The organism is Pseudomonas sp. 2(2015) (assembly GCF_000955865.1).
Taxonomy (GTDB): Bacteria; Pseudomonadota; Gammaproteobacteria; order Pseudomonadales; family Pseudomonadaceae; genus Aquipseudomonas.
Window position 1 is genome coordinate 192319 of sequence record NZ_JYOF01000002.1, and the last position, 25087, is coordinate 217405.

At 62.1% G+C, this 25087-nt stretch carries 17 protein-coding genes; 12 read left to right on the forward strand and 5 right to left on the reverse strand.

The window, feature by feature from the left end:
• Positions 1–42: 42 nt before the first annotated feature.
• The gene (locus UB48_RS02470) at positions 43–1371 is read left to right on the forward strand and encodes a S41 family peptidase (protein ID WP_045193911.1); all 1329 of its coding nucleotides are present in this window, start codon (positions 43–45) and stop codon (positions 1369–1371) included.
• 9 nt (positions 1372–1380) lie between these two features.
• Positions 1381–2166 carry a divergent polysaccharide deacetylase family protein gene (locus UB48_RS02475; protein WP_045193912.1) on the forward strand — a complete coding sequence of 262 codons (786 nt, stop codon included), beginning with the start codon at positions 1381–1383 and terminating at the stop codon, positions 2164–2166.
• A 7-nt stretch (positions 2167–2173) separates the two neighbouring features.
• On the opposite strand, the gene UB48_RS02480 is transcribed toward UB48_RS02475, so the two are convergent.
• From UB48_RS02480 to betT, 3 genes are all read right to left on the reverse strand, one after another.
• The gene (locus UB48_RS02480) at positions 2174–6913 is read right to left on the reverse strand and encodes a DUF6543 domain-containing protein (RefSeq protein ID WP_045193913.1); all 4740 of its coding nucleotides are present in this window, start codon (positions 6911–6913) and stop codon (positions 2174–2176) included.
• 79 nt (positions 6914–6992) lie between these two features.
• Positions 6993–7733 (reverse strand): ABC transporter substrate-binding protein, encoded by a 741-nt coding sequence (locus tag UB48_RS02485; RefSeq protein WP_045193914.1) that lies wholly within the window; start codon positions 7731–7733, stop codon positions 6993–6995.
• A gap of 128 nt (positions 7734–7861) precedes the next feature.
• A complete protein-coding gene (betT, locus tag UB48_RS02490; protein ID WP_045193915.1) occupies positions 7862–9865 on the reverse strand; it encodes a choline BCCT transporter BetT in 2004 nt (667 codons plus the stop codon).
• A gap of 422 nt (positions 9866–10287) precedes the next feature.
• On the opposite strand from betT, the gene betI reads away from it, so the two are divergent.
• From betI to selO, 6 genes are all read left to right on the forward strand, one after another.
• Entirely contained in the window at positions 10288–10953 is a 666-nt protein-coding gene (gene betI / locus UB48_RS02495) for a transcriptional regulator BetI (RefSeq protein WP_045193916.1), read from the forward strand.
• 31 nt (positions 10954–10984) lie between these two features.
• Positions 10985–12457, forward strand: a complete 1473-nt coding sequence (gene betB, locus UB48_RS02500) for a betaine-aldehyde dehydrogenase (RefSeq protein WP_045193917.1) — start codon at positions 10985–10987, stop codon at positions 12455–12457.
• Positions 12458–12633: 176 nt separating this feature from the next.
• Positions 12634–14325 carry a choline dehydrogenase gene (gene betA / locus UB48_RS02505; RefSeq protein WP_045193918.1) on the forward strand — a complete coding sequence of 564 codons (1692 nt, stop codon included), beginning with the start codon at positions 12634–12636 and terminating at the stop codon, positions 14323–14325.
• A gap of 226 nt (positions 14326–14551) precedes the next feature.
• Positions 14552–16294, forward strand: coding sequence for a potassium/proton antiporter (locus UB48_RS02510; protein ID WP_045193919.1), 1743 nt, complete (start codon positions 14552–14554; stop codon positions 16292–16294).
• 39 nt (positions 16295–16333) lie between these two features.
• Positions 16334–19684, forward strand: coding sequence for a mechanosensitive channel MscK (gene mscK / locus UB48_RS02515; RefSeq protein ID WP_045193920.1), 3351 nt, complete (start codon positions 16334–16336; stop codon positions 19682–19684).
• A gap of 58 nt (positions 19685–19742) precedes the next feature.
• Positions 19743–21203, forward strand: a complete 1461-nt coding sequence (selO, locus tag UB48_RS02520; protein ID WP_045193921.1) for a protein adenylyltransferase SelO — start codon at positions 19743–19745, stop codon at positions 21201–21203.
• Positions 21204–21213: 10 nt separating this feature from the next.
• Here selO and UB48_RS02525 read toward each other — a convergent pair whose 3' ends face one another.
• Positions 21214–21699 (reverse strand): DUF4265 domain-containing protein, encoded by a 486-nt coding sequence (locus tag UB48_RS02525; RefSeq protein WP_045193922.1) that lies wholly within the window; start codon positions 21697–21699, stop codon positions 21214–21216.
• A 109-nt stretch (positions 21700–21808) separates the two neighbouring features.
• Between UB48_RS02525 and trxC the strand changes: the two genes are divergently transcribed.
• Positions 21809–22243, forward strand: a complete 435-nt coding sequence (gene trxC / locus UB48_RS02530) for a thioredoxin TrxC (protein WP_045193923.1) — start codon at positions 21809–21811, stop codon at positions 22241–22243.
• On the opposite strand, the gene UB48_RS02535 is transcribed toward trxC, so the two are convergent.
• Positions 22240–23013 carry a ParA family protein gene (locus UB48_RS02535; RefSeq protein WP_038997609.1) on the reverse strand — a complete coding sequence of 258 codons (774 nt, stop codon included), beginning with the start codon at positions 23011–23013 and terminating at the stop codon, positions 22240–22242. The two genes, trxC and UB48_RS02535, sit on opposite strands and share 4 nt — an antisense overlap.
• A gap of 317 nt (positions 23014–23330) precedes the next feature.
• Here UB48_RS02535 and UB48_RS02540 point away from each other — a divergent pair, with 317 nt between their 5' ends.
• The 3 genes from UB48_RS02540 to UB48_RS02550 are packed head-to-tail and all read left to right on the forward strand — an operon-like array spanning position 23331 to position 25082.
• Positions 23331–24047, forward strand: coding sequence for a beta-ketoacyl synthase chain length factor (locus UB48_RS02540; protein ID WP_045193924.1), 717 nt, complete (start codon positions 23331–23333; stop codon positions 24045–24047).
• On the forward strand, positions 24023–24835 hold the full coding sequence (locus UB48_RS02545) for a 1-acyl-sn-glycerol-3-phosphate acyltransferase (RefSeq protein WP_045193925.1): 813 nt from the start codon (positions 24023–24025) through the stop codon (positions 24833–24835). The genes UB48_RS02540 and UB48_RS02545 overlap by 25 nt, the downstream gene beginning before the upstream one ends.
• Complete coding sequence (locus UB48_RS02550) at positions 24810–25082, forward strand: phosphopantetheine-binding protein (RefSeq protein WP_010222262.1); 273 nt, start codon at positions 24810–24812, stop codon at positions 25080–25082. The genes UB48_RS02545 and UB48_RS02550 overlap by 26 nt, the downstream gene beginning before the upstream one ends.
• Positions 25083–25087: the final 5 nt, after the last annotated feature.

Genomic DNA, 25087 nt, shown 5'->3' on the forward strand with positions numbered 1-25087 from the left:
GATGCTCTACGGAGCGCTACCAGGATCAGGAGTTCGTTCGACATGCTGCAATCGCCTCGCCTCACCTCGCTGGCCCTGACCATCGCCATGGTCCTCGGCGCGCCCCTGGCCCGCGCGGCCGAGCCGGCCAAGCCCGCCGCGATTCCAGCGACGACGGTCTCGGCACCCTCGGCCAAGGCACCGCTGCCGCTGGAAGAGCTGCGCACCTTCGCCGAGGTCATGGACCGCATCAAGGCTGCTTATGTCGAACCGGTAGACGACAAGACCCTGCTGGAAAACGCCATCAAGGGCATGCTCAGCAACCTTGATCCGCACTCGGCCTACCTCGGCCCGGAGGACTTCCTCGAACTGCAGGAGAGCACCAGCGGCGAGTTCGGCGGCCTGGGCATCGAAGTGGGCATGGAAGACGGCTTCATCAAGGTGGTCTCGCCGATCGACGAGACCCCGGCCTCGCGCGCCGGCATCGAAGCTGGCGACCTGATCGTCAAGATCAACGGCCAGCCGACCCGTGGCCAGACCATGACCGAAGCGGTCGACAAGATGCGCGGCAAGGTCGGCGAGAAAATTACCCTGACGTTGGTGCGCGACGGCGGCAACCCGTTCGATGTCACCCTTGCCCGTGCGGTCATCCAGGTCAAGAGCGTCAAGAGCCAGATGCTCGAAGACGGCTACGGCTACATCCGCATCACCCAGTTCCAGGTCAAGACCGGCGAAGAAGTCGGCAAGGCCCTGGCCAAGCTGCGCAAGGACAACGGCAAGAAGCTGCGTGGCCTGGTCCTGGACCTGCGCAACAACCCAGGCGGCGTACTGCAATCAGCCGTGGAAGTGGCCGACCACTTCCTCACCAAGGGCCTGATCGTCTACACCAAGGGCCGCATCGCCAACTCCGAGCTGCGCTTCTCCGCCGACCCGGCCGATGCCAGCGAAGGCGTGCCATTGGTGGTGCTGATCAACGGCGGCAGCGCCTCGGCCTCGGAAATTGTCGCCGGCGCCCTGCAAGACCAGAAACGCGGCGTGCTGATGGGCACCGACAGTTTCGGCAAGGGCTCGGTGCAAACCGTACTGCCGCTGAACAACGACCGCGCACTGAAGATCACTACCGCGCTGTACTTCACCCCCAACGGCCGCTCGATCCAGGCCCAGGGCATCGTCCCGGACATCGAGGTGCGCCGCGCCAAGATCACTGCCGAGCAGGACAGCGAGAACTTCAAGGAAGCCGACCTGCAAGGTCACCTGGGCAACGGCAACGGCGGCGCCGACCGTCCGTCAGGCAAGGCCGGCAGCGCCAAGCCGCGCCCACAGGACGATGACTACCAGCTGAGCCAGGCCCTGAGCCTGCTCAAGGGCCTGAGCATCACCCAGGGTAAATAAGGCCAGTCGATGCGTTACCTGCTGTTGACCCTGTTGTACCTGATGAGCGGCGTCGCCCTGGCGGCGCCGGCTCATGCGGGCAAGGCCTACCTGACACTGATCATCGACGACCTGGGGCAGAACCCTGCGCGCGACTCACGCACCCTGGCCCTGCCCGGGCCGGTGACCCTGGCGATCATGCCCGATACCCCGCATGCCACCGACTTCGCCCGCCAGGCCCATCGCGCCGGCAAGACGGTGATCCTGCACATGCCCATGGACCCGGCGACCGGCCCCTACGCCTGGCACCCCGGCACGCCGCTGCCGGAGCTGGAACGACGGCTGAACGCGGCGCTCGACAAAGTCCCCTATGCCGTCGGCATCAACAACCACATGGGCAGCCGCATGACCGCCGAGCCTGCGGCTATGGCCTGGTTGATGGGAGAATTGCAGCGCCGCGGCCTGTTCTTCGTCGACAGCCGCACCAGCGCCGCTACGGTAGCCGCCAAATCCGCGCAGGACATCAGCCTGGCCAGCGTCTCGCGGGATGTCTTTCTCGATGACGTGCGCACCACCGACGCCATTGCCGGCCAGCTGCAACAGGGCATCGCCCTGGCGCGCAAGCAGGGCACGGCAGTGCTGATCGGTCACCCTTATCCACAGACCCTGGAAGTCCTTGAGCGCGAACTGCCCAAGCTCAAGGCCCAGGGCATCGAATGGATCGAAATTGCGCAGATGATCGCCGAGCGCGGCAATCGGGCGATGCCGGCTCACGGCAAGCAGGGCCTTTACAGCCCTGCTCGTGCGGCCCAGTGAGCCTTCGTCAATCCCAGGGAAGGATTCGTTCGAGCTGACTGGCCTTCAGGTCTGCCCGATAGATCTCCAGGAACTGCTGGTTAGTCTTCGCCGCCTGCAACTGTGTCTCGCGTCCCCACGTGCGCTCGGCCCAGAGTTTCAGATGGCCTTTGCTGAACTGACGCCGGTTGGCGGCCTGGGAGCTGTAGTGCAGATGCACTTCCCATAAACCGCTGTCCCGCACAGGCCCTTGCGCCTTGCGTACCTCATAGACATCCAGGTAATCGTCAGCTGCCAGCCTCTTGCGCTCAATGGTCCTTGCGATGGTGATCTGCCCTTCAGCGTGAAGGTAGGCAAGACTTTCACCCGTCGGTCGACTGCTGGCCAGATGCAGCGTCTTCAGCAGAGTGCGCTTGCGCTCATTCAAGTGGCTGATGCTCTGCTCCACAGTTGCTCGCAATGCACTGTCATTGGCTGCGGCGTCTGTGCCTTCAAGCATTTTGGCTACGCGCTGCAGTTTCTCGACATGACGTTCGATGACAAAAGACAAGCTGTGTGGTTCGTTCGAGGCGATGTAGCGCTTTGCCAGGGCGATTACACCGGCAACCTCGTTGTTCAGGCGCAGAGCCTGGGTACGTGCCTGCACCCGCTGACTGGGGGTCACGGGGGCGGACTCAACCGGGAGCGTGGCCGGCACCACTTCGACCCAGACGTCACCCTGCTGGTGGTAGGTGCCGAGCACCTTTTTGCTCACGGGGTCACGCTGCTCAACCACTAGCTCGCCGAGCAGTTGCGTCTCTTCGCCGACCAGTGTTTTGCCACCTCGTAAATGGACCACACGACGCAGGCCGGTCCGTGGCTTGTACGGCAAACGCTTGAACGGTAGCGGGGTCTTCCATTGCTGCTCACGAACGGCCGCCTCCAGCTCAAGCTCCGCCGTCGCTTTAACCAGCCGCACCTGCTCCTTGTAATAGTTGAGTGCCTGCTTGTTTACCGCCACACCACCAAAGCGTTCCAGATAGTCGACCATGGTCAAGACATTGGCATACTCACGCTGCACGGTTTGCAGGCCGCTGATGGTTTCTTCGGGGGTAAAGTTGCCGCTGATCAATTCATCCAGGGTACTGCCAGCACCGCTGACGGACGTGCCAATCAGGTAATCATTGGTGGAAACAAGGGTCTGCTCATCGGCGCCCGATAGTCGTTCAAGCGAGAGCTCGGCAAAATCCCCGATCAAGCCGATTCTCAGTTGCAGGGTCGTCACTGAGCGCTGGCCAACAATATTGTGGACCTGCTCCTGCTTGCCGTCATAGGCAATAGTGCCGTCGGTCAATGTATCAATCAGCAGCACGTCCAGTTTTTCCATTACCTCCTGTAGACGCAGCTGCAATGGCACCACCGCCATATGCCTCGCTCGGTAGGTGTTGTACGCCGCTACCTGTTCCGGGGTTGCCGGCAAGGTTACTACCTGTTTGCGAAGCGCAGCTAACTCATCGAGCCCGACCAACAATATCAGTTCATCATGGAGCAACACATAGTTCCTGAGGATCTGCCTACGCACCGTACCCCGTCGCTGTTTCATCGGCCTTGCCGCGACTTCGGGCATGAATTTGGCGAACTTCGGCGTGAGCAGCTCTTTCATGCTGACCTCCACCTTCAGGTCAATACTGATTGACTGTTCCAACGTGTCGATCAGCGCCCTGCGTGTCGTGTCCAGCATGCTCTTCTTATCAGCAATCTTCATATCTGTACTGTCGACCAATGCGCCCAGGCCTACAGCGCTATCGCCTTGATCAATACGCGCCTGCAAGCTATCGCGCAGGTTCAGCAACCTCTGCAACGCACTCGAATGCTCCGCCATCGATTCCCACGTCGGTCTCAGTTGGGCAGCCAGTACATTGTTCTTCAAGTCCAGTTCACCGATCTCGGACTGCAGCTTGCGGACCGCTTCCTGGTTGACGTCCTGTTGCCCGGCCACTCGCCGCTTGGGCCCCCCACCTCTGAGCCGCAGCCTCAGGTCAAACTGCCATGAATTGTTGTCCAGGGTCAGCCAGGGGCCAGGCTGGCTTTGCTCGTCGACTACCTGCACCCCCTGGGCGTCCGCCCTGACGGCATAAACATGACCTTCAATCGACGCGTAGTATCGTTCCCCAAGCAGGTAAAGCCCCCGGTACGACCCTTGGCTCAACGGCGGATGATTCTCCAGTGAAGTCGCTGAGCGGTAACTGGAGAGCGGTCGAGGATAATCCATCGAGCTCGACTTGAGCCCCCGTGGCCCATACCAGGAAAAGTCCAGCTCCAGGTCCGCTTTCCCCCGCAGAGCAGCGCGCGGAAAGGTTTTGCCCTGGACAGCATTGACCCGGGGGAGGGAGGGAATGACCCGGCGACCCGGACCAAAGACCGCGATCTCACGCTTGTCTGCGGCAACTGGCGGCTCGACCTTCGGCAGGCTGGCGTGAAACAACACCATGACCAGGTTGAGCAGCAGATCGACCACTGCCGTTGATTTTTCGAACTCATTGCCATTTTTCAATGCACCTGCATCAGCATGCACCGTCAGCGCGCCCTGAACGAGCCAGGCAACCACAGCCACTGGACCCCGTAAAAACGGCGTCGCCACGCTGAACAGCAGGTTGAACAACAGGCCCGCACCCTCGAGCAGCATCGCCCAGCGGTCCTCGGCATTGGAAATTGTCTCGCGCTCGGCCAGTTCCACCAGCATCTGCGTATTGGCCATGTACAAGTTGGTGTCCGCCCCCGGTTGCCAGCCCTGCAAGTCCAGCTGTGCCGGCTGGACGGGCTCCAGGTCCAGCTGAGTATCGAGGATTGGCCGACGTAAATGCGGCTCCTGGAAACCGCCATGGGCATATACCCGCTGAGCGTCGCTGCTCATCCAGGCCAAAATGCCTTGCTGCAGACCCTCGTCTGCCAGGATCTGTTCAAGCAACGCCTGCTGGTTGGCAAACTCCTGGAAAGGTTTTTCAGCGCTCATTGGCCGGTAGAGCACGACGTTTCCCGCAGCGTGCGCCGAGATAAACACAAAGGTGTTGGTCACTCGATCGGCTTCGCTGGCAGCCTCCTCACGCTTGAACGCCAAAGGCGCCAACAGGCTTTGACCCTCACCGCTGTCCGCTCGAAAGAACGCGACAACACGCTGGTAACCGGTTTCAGACAGGTCTCCATCGATTTTGGCCTTGAGCGCAAGGAGCGGCAACTGGCTTGCCTGCTCCATGGCAAACAGGCTTATCCGCTCAACGTTCTGCTCCGCATCCTGAAGTTTTTTGCTCAGGTACTGGGGGTAGGTGCGACCGATATCTGCACGCTGCACCAGCGCTTTCAGGTAATCGGTAGTCAACCAGGACCACAGCTGCTGGTCGGTTTTGTGCGTGATTTTTTCCAACCTGGCGCCCTTGGCCGAGCCCAGGTTGCCAATGGCAAATTCAGTCAGGGACAACCGTTTGATCTCAACGCTCCCTGACGATGTACCCGCAACCCCACGTGCCAACCAGAACTCCAGCACCAGGTCGTCGGCATCATAATTGGCCTCAGTCAGATGGTCAGCGCGCATCAGTTCAAGCAGGGACTTGCGCGTAAAGGCGCGTAGATCAAGGATGCCATCAAGGGAGGATCTGCCGTTGGAGCTGGCTTGCGCGACCAGCAGATCCAGCACCCGCGCACGGTACTCCAGTCGATCAGCCAGGGAAGCTTGACGCAACCATTGCGGCAGTTCGGATTCGCCCTGGCGTAACTGCAAGAGCCGGTAAGGATGTGCGCTGAAGAAAGACGCTGGATCGGTCAACGCAGCGTACCCCTGCTCCAGCTCGACTACGGTACTGAAATGCCGCCCGCTCACGGGCTCCAGACCTTCAAGCAGCAGGTTCAGGAGCACTGCCCCCTGCATCGCGAACATGTCGGTGGTGATGGGATATCGATCCCAACCGAGTGAATCAAGCTGATACTGATGGGCTAGCCCATCACTCAGGCCCTGGGCCATGCTGTCCAGCGAATCAAAGGCATCGATATGCCCACTGGGCTTGCACAACAGAACGATGTTGCGATTTGCCAAAGTCCGCGTCACCAACAGGTCCGGCAGCAACTGCTGGTAACGGGCCTCGCCACTAGCCACCGTGACATCAAGCAAAAAAACTTCAGGCACCCCGCTGGGGTTGTGCCACGTGGTGCTGTTACTCGCCGCCAACAGCGCATAGATGCAGTTGCGTTGTTCATCATCCAGGCCTTGTGCTTCAACCCCGCTGGCCAGGGCGGCCTTGAGCATGTGACCCACCTCCTGCAGAGGCGTACCACCCAAACGGCTTCGCGCCTGCCAGAAATCGACCTGGGCGCGTTGAAGAAACGGCTCGACATTGGTCAGCAGCTCATTGAGCGCGTCAGTGACCAGGGTCAGATCGGGAAGTCTGTCCAGACCACTGGCCGGGTCGCGGTCATAAATGGGTCGGGGCGTAGGGGTAAAGCTCAGGAACAAATTGGTCAGCGCAATCCCGGCGAAATTGAAGGTTGTTTGCGAGATGAGCTTTTCGAGAAAGACTTCGGCCAGTGACTTTATCGTCACTGTGTCGAGATCTTCAGGCGCTCGCGTACAGAGATAAATCTCTCTTGACTCGCGCAGTTGCGGGTAGTTTTTGTCGATTTCGGGGTATTGCTTGGCCAGCCGCTGCACCAATTGCTGATGCACTACAGCGCGCAGCGTTGGCCGGGAAGCAAACGCCAGGCCGACGGCTTGCTCAAAGGAGTCCAAAGCGATGGTCATTGTCGTTGTCTCTGGGTAAGGGACCCGTGACGATAACGACACCTACCGCATTGCCTGCGTTAACTATTGCTCAGGACTTTTACAGGTAACGAGCGAACACCTGCTCGACAAAGCCGTCGCGGCGCATCTGCTCAAGGGCCTGCTGCAGCTTGTTCACCACCTCGTCCGACACTTCGCGGTTGAGCGCCAGGTACAGCTCGGCACCGTGAAAACGCAGCACCGTCTTGAGCTTGCTCACACCTACCTGACGCGCCAGGTAGCGACCAGCCGGATCGCCACTGGCCCACAGGTCGATTTCGCCGTTCAGCAGTTTTTTCGCGTTGTCGCGGTCGCGCAGCACCAGTACCGGGCTAAGGCCTTGCGCGGCCAGGTACTCGGCGATCGCATCGCCCTTGTAGGCCCCGATGCGGTAGCGCTTGGCTTCCTGGAGGGTGCTGACGGCAATCGGACTGCCTTCGGGGGCCAGCAAAATCCAGTCATCCGGCCCCAACGGCCCGACCCACTTGAACAGCTTTTCCCGCTCGGGCTGGCGGGCCATGACGAATACGCCGTAGCCGGGGGTTTGCAGGGCCTGCTCGTAGATGCGCTGCCAGGGGAAGCGCAAGGTCATGCTGTAGGGCACCCCGGCGCGCTTGAACATCTCGCGCACCAGGTCCGCGGCAATGCCGTTGATGCCATCGTCACGGGCGAAGCTCTTGCCGTTGATGGCCATGTTGTAGGGCGGGAAGTTTTCGGTGAGCAGCACCACAGGCTCGCTGGCGCGGGCGAGATGGCTGAACGACAGGCAACTGCACAACAACAGGACAAGACGCTTGAACATGATGGCACCGGGCTCCTTGGCAACGCCAAGAGTGCCGGGGCCTGCTGCGCCTGTCCAGTCTGCACCGGTATCACAACAAAAAGGGCCCTGTTCCTGCGAACAGAGCCCTTGCGGTGCATCAGCCGTTATCAGCTATAGACACGCCCCAGCAGCTGGCGGTGGCTTTCGAACTGATCGAGCACATCACGGGTGATCTGCTCCGGAGTGAAGCCCATCAAGTCGTACTCCTGGCTGCCGTTGTGCAAGTACACCTCGGCGCGGTAGAAGCGCTGGCGCACTTCCGTCTCGCCTTCCACCGGTGCCTCGCTCGGCGCGGCCAGGTAACCGTCCAGGCTCACTTCATAAACGAACGGATTGCCTTCTTCCATGTCGATGCGCAGGCCCATGGCCGAGCGCGACTGGCCGACCCGGGTCTGCACCTGGAAGCCCAGGGTCTGCAGCTGCGCAGCCGCTTCCTTGAGCGCCGGGCTGACGCGCTTGTCCATGAAGCGCTGAACGATGGCCTGGGTTGGCTGCAGGTCAAGCTGGCTCAGGCGCTCGCTGAAACCGCGACGACCACGGGCAGCCAGTTCTGCCTGCTCCTGCTCGACCTGGCTGTCCTGCTTCATGGCCTTGTACAGGCCGAACATGAACAGTACCAGCACCACCGAGAACGGCAGCCCCGCCAGTACCACCATGGTCTGCATGGCCTGGAAGTTACCGGCCAGAAGCAAACCGATGGTGACCACGGTAATGATCGCCGACCAGAGGATACGCAGCCAGTTCGGTGCATCTTCGTCGACATGGCCGCCTTTGCAGGAAAGGTTGGCCATCATCACCGCGCCGGAGTCGGCCGGGGTCAGGAACAGTACGAAGCCAACGAAAATCGCGACACCGACCACGATCTTGGCGAACGGATAGTGCTCGAGCAACTGGTAGATCGACATCGCCGGCTGTTCCAGCGCTGTTCGCCCAAGCTCCACCGCGCCCTGGTTCATGACCAGGTCCAGCGCCGAGTTGCCGAAGATCGACAGCCAGGCCAGGGTGAAGCCCAGCGGGATCAGCAGCACGCCAGCGACCAGCTCGCGCACGGTACGACCGCGCGAGATGCGGGCAATGAACATACCGACGAACGGGCCCCAGGAAATCCACCAGGCCCAGTAGAACACGGTCCACAGGCCCAGCCAGCGCTCGGACTTGTCACTGTCGCCTTCATAGACGTACAGGTCGAAGGTCTTGAGCACCACGCCGTTGAGGTAGTCGCCGATGTTCTGCACGAAGCTGTTGAGCAGGTGCAGGGTCGGGCCGTTGAGCAGCACGAACAGCAGCAGGCCGCTGAACAGGATGATGTTGAGGTTGGACAGGCGGCGGATGCCGTTCTCCACACCCGACACGGCGGCGATGGTCGCCACGGTGCTCATCACCAGAATCACGATCAGCAGGTTGGTGTCGCTGTGCTGCATGCCGAACAGGTACTCAAGACCCGAGGACACCTGCATCGAACCGATGCCCAGGTTGGTCACCAGGCCCAGCAGGGTCACGAACATGCCGAAGATATCGACAGTGTGGCCTGCGGCGCCCTTGACCCAACGCTCGCCGACCAGCGGGTACAGCGCCGAGCGCAGGGCCAGCGGCTGGTTGTGGCGGTAAGCGAAGTAGGCAACGGACAGGCCGACCAGGGCATAGATCGCCCAGCCATGCAGGCCCCAGTGCAGGAAGGTCAGTTGCAGGCCTTCACGGGCCGACTGCAGGCTGGCCGGTGCGCCTTCAGGCGGGTTGAAGTAGTGATCCAGCGGCTCGGACGCACCGAAGTACAGCAGCGAGATACCGATACCGGAGGAGAACAGCATCCCGGCCCAGGCACCGTAGCTGAAGTCCGGCTTGTCATCCTTGCCGCCAAGCTTGAGCTTGCCGAAGTTGGAGAAGGCCAGAACGATGACGAACAGCAGGTAGCCGCCAATCACCAGCATGTAGTACCAGCCGAAGCTGCGCGACAACCAGGCCTGAGCCTCGTTCAGCACGCGGCCGGCGGTTTCGGGAACTGCGATCAGCAAGGCAGTCAACAACAGGATCAGCAACGTCGAGGTGAAGAACACCACGCTGTTGACCCGGACCCTCTCGGCAGGGGTCTTGATTAGGGAGGCAGAACTCATTGCACATATGCTCCGGGCAGTGCGAGAGAAACACGAAACAATCGTTACCCGAGCAAATGGTGCAATAGCCCCACAGCTGCAGGTGTTATAAAAGCACCTTGAAAAAACCGTGATCCCGAATCGATTGCGTTGAAAAAAACAGGCCGAAAACCCCGTCCCGAGGGTTGGCCGCGCGGTGCTATACCGCTCGGCAGATCTGTTCAACGCGCCGTTTACACCCGTCAACACCTTGTATTCCGGGGGTTCCACGTCTTTTTGGGGTGCCAATTTGTGCAAACCGCAGGTAGGAAAAACCTGTCAATTGCACAGATTGTCGCAGAGCTTATTCTTTGTTGATTGAACGTTCAATCAAAACAAAATAGACTGGCCTTCGCCGAGGCAGCCGCTCGTCGACTGCTCGCAGGCCTGAGGAGATTTGCAAGATGCCCAAGGTCGGTATGCAACCCATCCGCCGTCAGCAGTTGATCGAAGCCACGTTGCTGGCCATCGACCAGGTCGGCATGGGTGACGCCAGCATTGCGCTGATCGCCCGTTTGGCCGGTGTGTCGAATGGCATCATCAGTCACTACTTTCAGGACAAGAACGGCCTGATCGCAGCGACCATGCGGTACTTGATGAGCGTGCTGAACGAGAACGTCGTCGCCAACCGGCAGGCGCTCAAGGACAACAGCCCGCGCGCCCACCTGCAGGTGATCATCGAAGGCAACTTCGACGCCAGCCAGGTCAACGGCCCGGCAATGAAAACCTGGTTGGCCTTCTGGGCCTCCAGCATGCACCAGCCGTCTTTGCACAGGTTGCAGCGGATCAACGATCACCGCTTGTATTCCAACCTGTGCTGCCAGTTCCGCCGCGCCCTGCCGTTGCCAGAAGCACGCAGCGCGGCCCGCGGGCTGGCAGCCTTGATCGACGGTCTGTGGCTGCGCGGTGCGCTGTCCGGAGACGCTTTCGACACCGACCAGGCGAAACAAATCGCTTACGAATACATGGATTTACAACTGGCGAAACAGACGAGCCCGGACACGCAAAACCAGGCCTCTGAACCACCGCGCGCCGCGATTGCCAAACAAGCAGGAGCGCTGCACGGATAGCCAAACACACATATGCACTTGCGAGGACACTATGGCCCGTTTCGAACTGCAAAAACTCTACATTGATGGTGGTTATGTCGACGCTTCCAGCGACGCTACCTTCGACGCCATCAACCCGGCCAACGGCGAAGTCCTCGCCCAGGTGCAACGCGCTACCGAAGCCGATGTCGAGCGCGCGGTAGAAAGCGCCGAACGTGGCCAGAAAGTCTGGGCAGCGATGACCGCCATGCAGCGTTCGCGCATCCTGCGCCGCGCCGTCGACATCCTGCGCGAGCGCAACGATGAACTGGCCGCCCTGGAAACCCTGGACACCGGCAAGTCGTACTCCGAAACCCGCTACGTCGACATCGTCACCGGCGCCGACGTGCTGGAATACTACGCAGGCCTGGTACCGGCCATCGAAGGCGAGCAGATCCCGCTGCGCGACAGCTCGTTCGTCTACACCCGCCGCGAGCCGCTGGGCGTGACCGTCGGTATCGGCGCCTGGAACTACCCGATCCAGATCGCCCTGTGGAAATCCGCACCAGCCCTGGCGGCCGGTAACGCGATGATCTTCAAGCCGAGCGAAGTCACCTCGCTGACCACCCTGAAACTGGCCGAGATCTACACCGAAGCCGGCCTGCCGGACGGCGTGTTCAACGTCCTGACCGGCAGCGGCCGCGAAGTCGGCACCTGGCTGACCGAGCACCCGCGCATCGAGAAAATCTCCTTCACCGGCGGTACCACCACCGGCAAGAAAGTCATGGCCAGCGCTTCGAGCTCGACGCTCAAGGAAGTCACCATGGAACTGGGCGGCAAGTCGCCGCTGATCATCTGCGACGACGCCGATCTGGATCGCGCCGCTGACATCGCCATGATGGCCAACTTCTACAGCTCGGGCCAGGTCTGCACCAACGGCACCCGCGTGTTCGTTCCTGCCTCGATGAAAGCGGCTTTCGAAGCCAAGATCGCCGAGCGCGTTGCACGCATCCGCGTTGGCAACCCTGAAGACGAAAACACCAACTTCGGCCCGCTGGTCAGCTTCGCCCACATGGAAAGCGTGCTGGGCTACATCGCCAAGGGCAAGGAAGAAGGCGCACGCGTTCTGTGCGGCGGCCAGCGTCTGACCGAAGGCGAATTCGCCAAGGGCGCATTCGTGGCACCGACCGTGTTCACCGACTGCCGCGATGACATGACCATCGTCAAGGAAGAAATCTTCGGCCCAGTAATGAGCATCCTCTCCTACGAGACCGAAGAAGAAGTCATCCGCCGTGCCAACGACACCGAATACGGCCTGGCCGCGGGCGTCTGCACCAACGACATCAGCCGCGCCCACCGCATCATCCACCAGCTGGAAGCCGGTATCTGCTGGATCAACGCCTGGGGCGAGTCGCCAGCCGAAATGCCGGTTGGCGGTTACAAGCAATCCGGTGTTGGCCGCGAAAACGGCGTGAGCTCGCTGGCTCAGTACACTCGTATTAAATCGGTGCAGGTGGAACTGGGTGCGTACAACTCGGTTTTCTGAGGTGACACGTAGCCAGATGCTCTGAAGCCTCAAGCTTCGAGCTGCAAGCTGCAAGTAAAAGCCGGTGCGCGTTATGCCAACCGGCACTTGCAGCGCCCACTAAATCGCGAGCCTTGCACGACCGCTTTTTCTTGCGGCTTGTAGCTTGAGGCTTGCAGCTGCTTTCGGAGAAAGCCATGGAATATGATTACATCATCGTCGGTGCCGGCTCTGCCGGTAACACCCTGGCGACCCGCCTGACCGAAGACGAAGGCGTTACCGTCCTGCTGCTCGAGGCCGGTGGCCCAGACTACCGCATGGACTTTCGCACCCAGATGCCAGCCGCGCTGGCTTTCCCGCTGCAAGGCCGTCGCTACAACTGGGCCTACGAGACCGACCCGGAGCCGCACATGGACGGCCGCCGGATGGAATGCGGTCGCGGCAAGGGCCTGGGTGGCTCGTCGCTGATCAACGGCATGTGCTACATCCGCGGCAACGCCATGGACTTCGACGGCTGGGCAAAACTGCCAGGCCTGGAAGACTGGAGCTACCTGGACTGCCTGCCGTACTTCCGCAAGGCGGAAACCCGCGACATCGGCGCCAACGACTACCACGGCGGCGAAGGCCCGGTCAGCGTGACCACGCCTAAAGCCGGCAACAACCCGCTGTTCCACGCCATGGTCGAAGCCGGCGTACAAGCCGGTTACCCGCGCACCGAAGACCTCAACGGCTACCAGCAGGAAGGTTTCGGCCCAATGGACCGTACCGTCACGCCTAAAGGCCGTCGCTCCAGCACCGCTCGCGGCTACCTGGACATCGCCAAGAAGCGTTCGACCCTGACCATCGTCACCCACGCCCTGAGCGATCGCGTGCTGTTCGACGGCAAGCGCGCCGTTGGCGTGAGCTACCTGGTCGGCGCCAGCGAAGAGCGTGTCGAAGCCCGTGCGCGCAAGGAAGTGATCGTCTGCTCCGGTGCCATCGCCTCGCCGCAACTGCTGCAACGCTCCGGCGTTGGCCCGCGTGCTCTGCTCGAAAGCCTCAACGTGCCTGTGGTTCACGACCTGCCGGGCGTGGGCGAAAACCTGCAGGACCACCTTGAGCTGTACCTGCAGTACGCCTGCACTCAGCCGGTATCGCTGTACCCGTCGCTGCTCTGGTACAACCAGCCGGCCATCGGTGCCGAGTGGCTGTTCAAGGGCACCGGTATCGGCGCCAGCAACCAGTTCGAAGCGGGCGGTTTCATCCGTACGCGCGAAGAGTTCGAATGGCCGAACATCCAGTACCACTTCCTGCCAGTAGCGATCAACTACAACGGCAGCAATGGCGTACAGGAACACGGCTTCCAGGCCCACATGGGGTCGATGCGCTCGCCTAGCCGCGGCCGTATCCAGCTCAAATCGAAAGACCCGCGCCAGCACCCGAGCATCCTCTTCAACTACATGGCCACCGAGCAGGACTGGCAGGAATTCCGTGACGGCATCCGCCTGACCCGCGAAATCATGGCCCAGCCGGCACTGGACGCCTACCGTGGCCGCGAAATCAGCCCGGGCGCCGACGTGCAGACTGACGAAGAACTGGACAAGTTTATCCGCGAGCACGCCGAAACCGCGTTCCACCCGTCCTGCTCGTGCAAGATGGGCGACGACGACATGGCCGTGGTCGACGGCCAGGGCCGCGTGCATGGCATGCAGGGCCTGCGTGTGGTCGATGCCTCGATCATGCCGATCATCATCACTGGCAACCTCAATGCCACCACGATCATGATCGCCGAGAAAATCGCCGACAAGATCCGCAACCGCCAGCCGCTGCCACGCAGCACCGCCAAGTACTATGTCGCCAACGGCGCGCCGGTCAAAGGCAAGGCGATGCGTGAGGTCAAGCAGGCCTAAGCCTTTTTCGCGGGGCAAGCCCGCTCCTACCTGTGGGAGCGGGCTTGCCCCGCGATGAGGCCCGCAAGTAGCAACACAATAAGGCACTCCAAGGAGTGCTTTTTTTGTCCCCGCGATTAACCCTTTACAGCCCGCCAACCCCTCAGGTTAGAATCCTTGGCACGCGACCTGCTTGATATTCAAAGCAAACCGCCCCTCCTTCCTGCTTTTCCCCGGAGTACTGCCTTTGGATGCGTCCACCATCAATAGCCTGTTCTTGATCGGCGCATTGCTGGTAGGTGCAAGTATTCTGGTCAGCTCACTGTCATCGCGCCTGGGCATCCCGATCCTGGTCATCATCCTTGCGGTCGGCATGATTGCCGGGGTCGACGGTGGCGGCATCATCTTCAACAATTACCCGACCGCCTACCTGGTGGGCAACCTGGCGCTGGCGGTGATCCTCCTCGACGGCGGCCTGCGCACGCGGGTAGCGAGTTTCCGCGTGGCCCTGTGGCCGGCGCTGTCGCTGGCCACAGTCGGCGTGCTGATCACCACCGGCCTGACCGGCATGGTCGCCGCCTGGCTGTTCGACCTGAGCCTGATCCAGGGCCTGCTGATCGGCGCCATCGTCGGCTCCACCGACGCCGCAGCGGTATTCTCGCTGCTCGGCGGCAAAGGCCTGAACGAGCGGGTGACGGCAACCCTGGAGATTGAATCGGGCAGCAACGACCCGATGGCGGTGTTCCTCACCGTGACCCTGATCGAGATGATCGCCAGTGGCCAGACCGGCCTGCACTGGAGCCTGCTCACCCACCTGCTGCGCGAGTTCGGCATCGGCGGCCTGCTGGGCCTGGGTGGCGGCTGGCTGCTGCTGCAACTGGTCAACCGCATCAACCTCGCCGGCGGCCTCTATCCGATCCTGGTAGTGGCCGGCGGCCTGGTGGTGTTCTCGCTGACCAACGCCCTGCACGGCAGCGGCTTCCTCGCCGTGTACTTGTGCGGCCTGGTGCTGGGCAACCGGCCGATCCGTAGCCGCCATGGCATCTTGCACATGCTCGACGGCATGGCCTGGCTCGCGCAGATCGGCATGTTCCTGGTCCTCGGCCTGCTGGTCACACCGCACGACCTGCTGCCCATCGCCCTGCCGGCACTGGGCCTGGCGCTGTGGATGATCATCTTCGCCCGGCCACTGTCGGTAATCGCCGCCCTGCTGCCGTTCAAGGCTTTCCATGGCCGCGAAAAAGCTTTTATTTCCTGGGTCGGCCTGCGCGGCGCGGTACCGATCATTCTCGCGGTGTTCCCGCTGATGGCCGGGCTGCCCGATGCGCAGCTGTTCTTCAACCTGGCGTTCTTCATCGTGTTGGTCTCGCTGCTGGTGCAGGGCACCAGCCTGCCGTGGGTGGCCAAGCTGCTGAAAGTGACAGTACCGCCAGACCCGGCGCCGATCTCCCGCTCGGCCCTGGAAGTGCACATCACCAGCGAGTGGGAGCTGTTCGTCTATCGCCTGGGCGCCGAAAAATGGTGCATCGGCGCCGCCCTGCGCGAGCTGAAAATGCCCGAAGGCACCCGCATCGCCGCACTGTTTCGCGGCCAGCAACTGCTCCATCCGTCGGGAAGTACCACCCTGGAAGTCGACGACCTGCTCTGCGTGATCGGCCACGAACACAACCTGCCGGCCCTCGGCAAGCTGTTCAGCCAGGCACCGCAGCGAGGCCTGGACCTGCGCTTCTTTGGTGACTTCGTGCTCGAAGGGGACGCAGAACTGGGGGCTGTAGCGGCGTTGTACGGTTTGCAGCTCGACGGTCAGGACCCGCACACGCCACTCAGCCGCTTCATCGCGCAGAAGGTTGGCGGCGCGCCGGTGGTCGGCGACCAGATCGAATGGAACAGCACCTTGTGGACGGTTGCAGTGATGGAAGGGAACAAGATCCTCAAAGTGGGCGTCAAATTCCCCGAAGGTACTCGACCCGGCCCAGGGTTGTTCCTTTAAACTCCGTTCTTCGCCTCTGCCTGTACGAATTTTCTGCCTATGTCCCTGCGCACGTTTTTAAGCGCAGCCCTGATCGGGCTGTGCCTGTCCTTCTCCCCGGTGTGGGCGGCGGAACCGCCGACCACGGCAGCGATCCAGAAAAGCCTGGACAAGATCGCCGAACGCAAGCTGCCCGAGGCTGAACAGAAAGCCCTGCAGCAGGTGCTCGAAAAGACCCTGGCCTTCCTCGGCAACAAAGAGGACAGCGAGAAGAAGCTCACTGCGCTCAAGCACCAGCTCAACGACGCGCCGCGCCAGACCAGCGAAAACCAGCGCGAGCTGGCCAAGCTCAAGGACAGCAAGGTGATCCCGGTCACCCAGCGCTACGCTGCCTCCAGCGTGCCGCAGCTGGAGCAATTGCTGGCCGAGCGCACCACCGAGCAGGGCGAACTGCAAAAAGCGCTGTCCGAGGCCAACAGCCTGACCATCACCGCGCAGACCCGCCCCGAACGGGCCCAGGCAGAAATCAGCGCCAACCAGACCCGCACCCAGCAGATCAACACCAGCCTGAAGATCGGCAAGGACGGCGGCAAGCCGCTCAGCGCCGACCAGCGCAACCAGCTCAACGCCGAACTGGCCGCGCTCAACGCCCTGACCCTGCTGCGCCGCCAGGAACTGGCCGGCAACAGCCTGCTGCAAGACCTGGGCAACAGTCAGCATGACCTGTTGATCGAGCGCGCCGCGCGCCTGGAACAGGAGATCCAGGACCTGCAGACGCTGATCAACCAGAAGCGCCTGGCCCAGTCCCAGCAAACCGTCACCGAACAGTCGATCGAAGCCCAGAAAGCTGGCGGCAGCACCCTGCTGGCCACCGAAAGCGCCGCCAACCTCAAGCTCTCCGACTACCTGCTGCGCAGCACCGACAGCCTCAACGATCTGACCCAGCAGAACCTCAAGACCAAGCAGCAGCTGGACAGTCTGACCCAGAGCGACCAGGCCCTCGACGAGCAGATCAGCGTGCTCAAGGGCAGCCTGCTGTTGTCGAAGATCCTCTACAAGCAAAAGCAGGCGCTGCCGCACCTGAAGCTCGACCGCGACCTGGCCGACCAGATCGCCGACATCCGCCTGTATCAGTTCGAGATCAACCAGCAGCGCGAGCAGATCAGCAGCCCGAGCAGCTATGTCGACAAGCTGCTCACCGCGCAACCGCCCGAGACCGTCACCCCGCAACTGCGCAAGGCCCTGCTGGAAGTGGCGATCACTCGCAGCGACCTGCTCGAACGCCTGAACCGTGAACTGAGCGCGCTGCTCAACGAATCGATCACCTTGCAGTTGAACCAAAAGCAACTGTTCAGCACCGCACAAAACCTGCGTGCAACCCTTGATGAGCAGATGTTCTGGATTCCCAGCAACAAGCCACTGGACCTGGAATGGCTGCGCAGCGTGCCCGAGCGCCTGCAAAAACAGGTTGTCAGCCTGCCCTGGGGTTCAGGCCTGCGCGAGCTGACCGATGGCCTGGCCCAGCGCCCGTTGCTGTTCCTGCCCTTGCTGTTGCTGATCGGCACCCTGCTGTGGCGGCGCAAATACCTGTATGCGCGCCTGACCAAGGTTCACCAGGATGTCGGCCACTTCAAGCGTGACAGCCAGTGGCACACGCCCCAGGCGATCCTGATCAACATCCTCCTGGCCATGCCCCTGAGCCTGGGCCTGGCCCTGTGCGGCTATGCCCTGCAGGTCGACGCCCGCGGGCAGAACGCCAACCTCGCCTCGGCGCTGTTCCAGGTGGCCCAGGCCTGGCTGGTGTTCTACACCGCCTACCGAATACTCGCCCCGGGCGGCGTGGCCGAGCTGCACTTTCGCTGGGAAAAGCCCCAGGTCGAATTCCTCCGTGGCTGGATCCGCCGCCTCGGCACCGTGGTCCTGGCCCTGGTCGGGGTGGTGGCGGTGGCCGAACATCAACCCTCGGCGCTGGCTGAAGACGTGCTCGGCATCGGCGTGGTGCTGACCTGCTATGCGCTGATGGCCTGGTTGCTCAGCCGCCTGTTGCTGAGCAGCCCCACCCACCGCAACACCTCGCTGTTTCGCAAGGCCGTGGGCGTGGCCTTTACCGCGTTGCCGGTGGCGCTGTTCATCGCCGTGTGCTTTGGCTATTACTACACCGCGCTCAAGCTCACAGACCGCCTGATCGATACCCTCTACCTGCTGATGTTCTGGCTGGTGATCGAAGCCGCCTTCGTCCGCGGCCTGGCCGTGGCCGCCCGGCGCCTGGCCTACCAGCGGGCGCTGAGCAAGCGCCAGGCAGCCAAGGAAGGCCTGGATGGCGAAGTGCTGGTCGAAGAGCCGACCCTGGACATCGAACAGGTCAACCAGCAGTCCCTGCGCTTGATTCGCCTGGCCCTGCTCGGCGGCTTCATCGCCGCCCTCTACTGGGTCTGGTCGGACCTGATCAGCGTGTTTGCCTACCTCGACAACATCACCCTGTACGAGTACACCAGCGGCACCGGCGCATCCATGAGCATGGTGCCGATCAGCCTGCGCGACCTGCTGGGTGCACTGGTGATCATCGGCATCACCATTGCCCTGGCTGGCAACCTGCCGGGCCTGCTCGAAGTACTGGTGCTGTCACGCCTGAACCTGGCCCAGGGCAGTGCCTACGCCACCACCACGTTGCTGTCCTACGTGATTGCCGGGGTCGGCTTTGTTTCCACCCTGTCAGCCCTGGGCGTCAGCTGGGACAAACTGCAATGGCTGGTGGCGGCGCTGTCGGTGGGCCTGGGCTTCGGCATGCAGGAGATCTTCGCCAACTTCATCTCCGGGATCATGATCCTGTTCGAGCGCCCGGTGCGCATCGGCGACACCATCACCATCGGCAACCTCTCGGGCACGGTGAGCAAGATCCGCATCCGCGCCACCACCATCACCGACTTCGACCGCAAGGACATCATTGTCCCGAACAAGACCTTCATCACCGGGCAACTGATCAACTGGTCGCTGACCGACACCATCACCCGGGTAACCCTCAAGCTCGGCGTCGACTACGGCTCGGATCTGGACCTGGTGCGCACCCTGCTGCTCAAGGCCGCCAACGACAACCCGCGGGTACTCAAGGAGCCGGCGCCGATCGTCTACTTCCTGAACTTCGGCGAAAGCACCCTGGACCACGAGCTGCGCATGCACGTGCGCGACCTGGGCGACCGCAATCCGGTGCTCGACGAGATCAACCGCTACATCAACAAAGAGTTCAAGAAGCAACACATCAACATCTCCTTCCGGCAGATGGAGATCTACCTGAAGAACATGCAGGGCCAGGAATACAAGATGGTCCCGGTGGAGAACCTCGACAAGACCGTGCTGCCAAACGCCAGCAATGGCGAGAAGCCCGGCGACGAGGCCAGCGGCAAACCGGCCTGACTGGACGCCAGCGGCCATACCCTTGCAGAATACTCAGGTTTTCTTCAGGAGATGGCCGTTGAAAGCCCTCGACGAACTGACTTTCGATAACCGTTTCGCCCGCCTGGGCGATGCCTTCTCTACTTCGGTGCTGCCCGAGCCGATTGCCGAGCCGCGCCTGGTGGTCGCCAGCGAGGCAGCCATGGCGCTGCTCGACCTTGAGCCCACCGAGGCCCATTCGCCGATATTTGCCGAACTGTTCAGCGGCCACAAGCTGTGGGCCGAGGCCGAACCGCGGGCTATGGTTTACTCCGGGCATCAGTTCGGCTCCTACAACCCGCGCCTGGGCGATGGCCGCGGGCTGTTGCTGGGCGAGGTGCGCAACGACGCCGGCCAGTCCTGGGACCTGCACCTCAAGGGCGCCGGGCAGACCCCTTACTCGCGCATGGGCGATGGCCGCGCCGTGCTGCGCTCGTCGATCCGCGAGTTCCTTGCCAGCGAGGCCCTGCCGGCCCTGGGCATCGCCAGCAGCCGCGCGCTGTGCGTGATCGGCTCGAGCACGCCGGTATGGCGCGAAACCCAGGAGCGCGCCGCCATGCTGCTGCGCCTGGCGCCGAGCCATATCCGCTTCGGGCATTTCGAGTACTTCTACTACACCCGCCAGCCCGAGCAGCAGCGCATCCTCGCCGAGCACGTGCTCAACAGCCACTTTGCCGAGTGCACGGACGAACCCGAGCCGTACCTGGCGATGTTCCGCACCATCGTCGAGCGCAATGCCGAGCTGATTGCCCGCTGGCAGGCCTATGGTTTTTGCCACGGGGTGATGAACACCGACAACATGTCGATTCTGGGCATCACCTTCGACTTCGGCCCCTACGCCTTCCTCGACGACTTCGACGCCAATTTCATCTGCAACCACTCCGATGACCAGGGCCGCTACAGCTACAGCAACCAGGTACCCATCGCCCACTGGAACCTCAGCGCCCTGGCCCAGGCCCTGACGCCGTTTATCAGTGTCGAAGCGCTGAAGCAAACCCTGGAGCTGTTCTTGCCGCTATACGAGGCCCATTACCTGGACCTGATGCGCCGACGCCTGGGCCTGACCCAGGCAGAAGACGACGACAAGCTGCTGATCGAACGCCTGCTGCAACTGATGCAGCCCGGCGCGGTGGACTACACCCTGTTCTTCCGCCATCTCGGCGACCAGCCTGCCGAGCAGGCCCTGCAGGTGGTGCGCGACGACTTCATCGATCTGGCCGGTTTTGACCTGTGGTCAGCCGATTACCTGGCGCGCCTGCAGCGCGAACCCGGCAACGCCGAGGGCCGGCGCGAGCGCATGCATGCGGTCAACCCGCTGTACATCCTGCGCAACTACCTGGCCCAGCGCGCCATCGAGGCGGCCGAGGGGGGTGACTACGAGGAAGTACGCCGCCTGCACCAAGTGCTGAGCAAACCGTTCGACGAGCAGCCGGGCATGCAGGCCTATGCCCAGCGGCCGCCGGAATGGGGCAAGCACCTGGAGATCAGTTGCTCGTCGTGAGGCTTACGCCTCAGCTGTCGAGCCACCAGTTGAGCAGGGTTTCATCCTCATCATCGTCCAGGTTGCGATAGATATTGGCGTAGTACCACTCGACACCGGTGCATTGGCGAAAGCGGTCGAACACTTCACGGATGGCTGCAAAACCGTTACACGAGGGGATGGCAAGAGTCAGGTTGCCCTTGTAGCGACCATCCAGAGTACCACCGAGCAGCGTCTGCACTTCGCCTTGCAGCGTGTCGACAGCCTCCTGGGGCAGGTCGTCGGCATAAATATGAATGCAGAAGTTGCCACCGCGCTGCAGCACTTCGGCACGCTGGTTCGGGTGGTTGATGCGGATGGTATCGCCACGAGCCAGGTCGAGTGCCAACCCTGGTGACGACAGCAGCTCAAAGGTATTGGCATCGATCTGACGGACCGGCACGCTCTCGAAAGCTGGTTCGCCATTGGATCGGAAATCGACAAAAATGCGGATATGCGCTGAATGCTGGCAATCCATCGGGCACTCCATGGCCGGTGTACAAGGCGCACATGCTAAACCATTGAACATAAAGGCGCGGGCTTGAACCGCGGACGACCGTAAACCGGTCGCAATTCCCGGAGCTGTCATGACTGACCCATTACTTATCCCCTGCCCCCACTGCAACGGCCTCAACCGCATCCCCGGCGAGCGCCTCGGCGACAGCCCTAAATGCGGCCGCTGCAAGAAACCGGTGCTGCTGAGCACGCCGTTCGATCTGCAACAGGGCGATTACGCCAGCCAGATCAAGGGCGACCTGCCGTTGCTGATCGATGTCTGGGCCGACTGGTGCGGGCCGTGCAAGTCGTTTGCGCCGATCTTTGCCCAGGCCGCCGCTCAGCTGAGCGGGCGCTGCCGCCTGGCCAAACTGGACAGCGAGGCCAACCAGCAACTGGCCGGGCAATTGGCGATTCGCTCGATCCCCAGCCTGATCCTGTTCAAAAACGGCCGGGAAGTGGCGCGCCAGAGCGGTGCATTCCCACTCCAGCAACTGCTGGAGTGGCTGCGCAGCCAGGGCGTCTAGGCGTTTTCTTCGAGCAGAGCGTGCAGCTCGACAAACTGCTGGGTCAGTTTATGCCGAGGCTCCAGGTGAATCAGCGGCAGGCTGGCCTGGTGTGATTCGCGCATCTTCACCGAGCTGTTGAGGTACACCGGCAGCACCGGCAGGCCCTCGGCGATCAACTCGTCGAGCATCTGCTGGGGCAGGCTGGCGCGGGCCTGGAACTGGTTGACGACGATGCCTTCGACCTGCAGCTCTTCGTTGTGATCGTCCTTTAGTTCTTCGATCTCGGCCAGCAGGCCATACAGGGCCTGGCGAGAGAAGCTGTCGCAATCGAAGGGGATCAGCACACGATCGGCAGCGATCAGCGCCGAAACCGCATAAAAATTCAGCGCTGGCGGAGTGTCCAGGTAGATCCGGTCATAGTCCTCGTCCAGCTCATCGAGCAGTTTGCGCAGCTTGTTGATCTTGTGCTTGGCCTCAAGCTTGGGCTGCAGGTCGGCAAGCTCGGCGGTGGCGGTCACCACATGCAGGTTGTCGAAGGGCGTTTCGTAGATATCGACCTTGTTCTTCTTGGCAAACGGCCCGGACGACAGGGTCTGCTTGAAGAAGTCGGCAATGCCCATGGGAATGTCCTCGCCGGTCAGCCCGGTGAGGTACTGGGTCGAATTGGCCTGGGCATCCAGGTCGATCAGCAGGGTCCGATAGCCTTCATTGGCACTCACCGCTGCCAGGTTGCAGGCAATGCTCGACTTGCCAACGCCACCTTTCTGATTGAATACCACGCGCCGCATGGAAAGACCTCCGTGTGTCTGGGGATGAGCGAGTATGTGCGGCCAATGACGGCTTGACCAGCCGCCAATGGCTCAAGTTTTCGGCGATCCGACCGAATAAACAACACCGCCATTGGTCGGGAAACCTCGGATCGGTCCGACGAATCTTCGGGACCGCTGTCTGTTGCAGACGACAATCCGTACAACCAATATTTGCTACACACCAACTCCACCGGGATAATGCGCGCCACTCGGCGATTGCGCCACACCCCTGTCAGGTCGTTGTTCCGAGTCACTCCCTCGGCAAGGAAGTCCCTCAGGGCGGGAAGTACAGCTAAGTGATCACATTCAATATCAGCCAGTGGCGCGCGTGGGCGCCAGGCCTGCAGACGGCTGCCGATTGGCAGGCCTGGAGCCAGGCACAGCACTGCCCGGCAGTGGCTGAACAGGCACCGGATGTGTCGTTTTTGCCGGCCATGCAGCGCCGGCGCCTGAGCCGACTGGCGCGCATGGCCTTTGCCGTGGGCTGGCCATTGGCCGAAGGAATGCAGGATTTGCCGCTGGTGTTCGTCTCCCGGCATGGCGAAACCCCACGCACCTTCGAGATACTCAGCGACCTGGCCAACGAGCAGCCGCTGTCGCCAACCCAGTTCAGCCTGTCGGTACACAACGCGGTGATCGGCCTGTGGTCGATCATGCGTGGCGAAACCAGCGAAATGACCGCCCTGGCCGCTGCCGGTGACGGTTTCGAACACGGCGTGATGGAAGCCGCCTGCCTGCTGCGCGAAGGCGCCCCGGCAGTGCTGCTGATAATCACTGAAGAACAGCCGCCCGCGGCCTACGGCCCGTGGATCGATGACGTGCCGTTTGCCTACGCCCTGGGCCTGCTGCTGACGCCTGGCGACGACTGGCAACTGACCCTGGGCGATAACAGCGCGGGCGCGGCTGCGAGCGAACCCCATGCCCTGAGCTGGTTGCGTTGCCTGCTCAAGGGCGAAAGCACCTATACCCACACCTGGAAGAGTCGCACATGGAACTGGCAACGCAAGCCATAAGCAGACCGCGCGACGCCTATTACTGGCGCCTGCTCGCCACCGCCGTCAGCTTCCTGCTGTTCGGTGTCGGCGGCCTGTGCCTGCGCCTGCTGGTGTTCCCGCTGCTGGCCTGCCTGCCCGGCGACGGCGTACGCCATCGCCAGCGCGCCCGGCACACCATCAGCTGGCTGTTCTGGCGTTTCATTCGTTTCATGGCCGCCAGCGGCGTGCTCACCTATGAGGTCAAGGGCGCGGAAAAACTCGGCCGCCCGGGGCAGATGATCATTGCCAACCACCCGTCGCTGATCGACGTGGTGTTCCTCATCGGCCTGGTACGCCAGGCCAACTGCGTGGTCAAGCAGAGCCTCTGGCACAACCCCTGCACCCGCGGCCCGGTGCGTTCGGCCGAATACATCAGCAACGACGGCAGCATGGACATGCTCGACAGCGCCGTCGGCGCCCTACAAGGCGGCCAGACCCTGATCATCTTCCCCGAAGGCACGCGCACCCAGCCGGGCCAACCGCCGGCCTTCCATCGCGGCGCAGCGGCCATCGCCCTGCGCGGTGCGCAGATCATTACCCCGGTAACCATCAAGGTCACCCCCAGCACCCTGACCAAGGCCGAACCCTGGTACCGCATACCCCAGCGCCGGGTGCATTTCAGCCTGCAGGTCGGTGCCGACATCGACCCGCAGGCCTTCGCCGCACAAGGCCCCGCCCCGCAGGCCTCGCGCAAACTCAACGACTATTTGCATCAGCACTTCACCAAGGAGCTCGCCGAAGATGAGCGATCCACAGAACACCCTTAACCACGACATCAAGCTGTTGATCATCGACGCCCTGGGCCTTGAAGACATCAGCGCTCAGGACATCGGTGACGAGCAGACCCTGTTCGGCGAAGGCCTGGGCCTGGATTCGGTGGACGCCCTCGAACTCGGCCTGGCGATCCAGAAGAAGTACGGCATCAAGATCGACGCCGACGCCAAGGACACCCGTAACCATTTCACCAGCGTGGCCAGCCTTGCGGCTTTCGTCACCGCCAAACAGGCAGCCTGAGACAG

Excerpts from the sequence above, each read along its gene's own strand:
- UB48_RS02470 (WP_045193911.1), top strand. The coding sequence starts at position 43 with ATGCTGCAATCGCCTCGCCTCACCTCGCTGGCCCTGACCATCGCCATG.
- UB48_RS02475 (WP_045193912.1), top strand. The coding sequence starts at position 1,381 with ATGCGTTACCTGCTGTTGACCCTGTTGTACCTGATGAGCGGCGTCGCC.
- UB48_RS02480 (WP_045193913.1), bottom strand. The coding sequence starts at position 6,913 with ATGACCATCGCTTTGGACTCCTTTGAGCAAGCCGTCGGCCTGGCGTTT.
- UB48_RS02485 (WP_045193914.1), bottom strand. The coding sequence starts at position 7,733 with ATGTTCAAGCGTCTTGTCCTGTTGTTGTGCAGTTGCCTGTCGTTCAGC.
- betT (WP_045193915.1), bottom strand. The coding sequence starts at position 9,865 with ATGAGTTCTGCCTCCCTAATCAAGACCCCTGCCGAGAGGGTCCGGGTC.
- betI (WP_045193916.1), top strand. The coding sequence starts at position 10,288 with ATGCCCAAGGTCGGTATGCAACCCATCCGCCGTCAGCAGTTGATCGAA.
- betB (WP_045193917.1), top strand. The coding sequence starts at position 10,985 with ATGGCCCGTTTCGAACTGCAAAAACTCTACATTGATGGTGGTTATGTC.
- betA (WP_045193918.1), top strand. The coding sequence starts at position 12,634 with ATGGAATATGATTACATCATCGTCGGTGCCGGCTCTGCCGGTAACACC.
- mscK (WP_045193920.1), top strand. The coding sequence starts at position 16,334 with ATGTCCCTGCGCACGTTTTTAAGCGCAGCCCTGATCGGGCTGTGCCTG.
- UB48_RS02525 (WP_045193922.1), bottom strand. The coding sequence starts at position 21,699 with ATGGATTGCCAGCATTCAGCGCATATCCGCATTTTTGTCGATTTCCGA.
- trxC (WP_045193923.1), top strand. The coding sequence starts at position 21,809 with ATGACTGACCCATTACTTATCCCCTGCCCCCACTGCAACGGCCTCAAC.
- UB48_RS02535 (WP_038997609.1), bottom strand. The coding sequence starts at position 23,013 with ATGCGGCGCGTGGTATTCAATCAGAAAGGTGGCGTTGGCAAGTCGAGC.
- UB48_RS02545 (WP_045193925.1), top strand. The coding sequence starts at position 24,023 with ATGGAACTGGCAACGCAAGCCATAAGCAGACCGCGCGACGCCTATTAC.
- UB48_RS02550 (WP_010222262.1), top strand. The coding sequence starts at position 24,810 with ATGAGCGATCCACAGAACACCCTTAACCACGACATCAAGCTGTTGATC.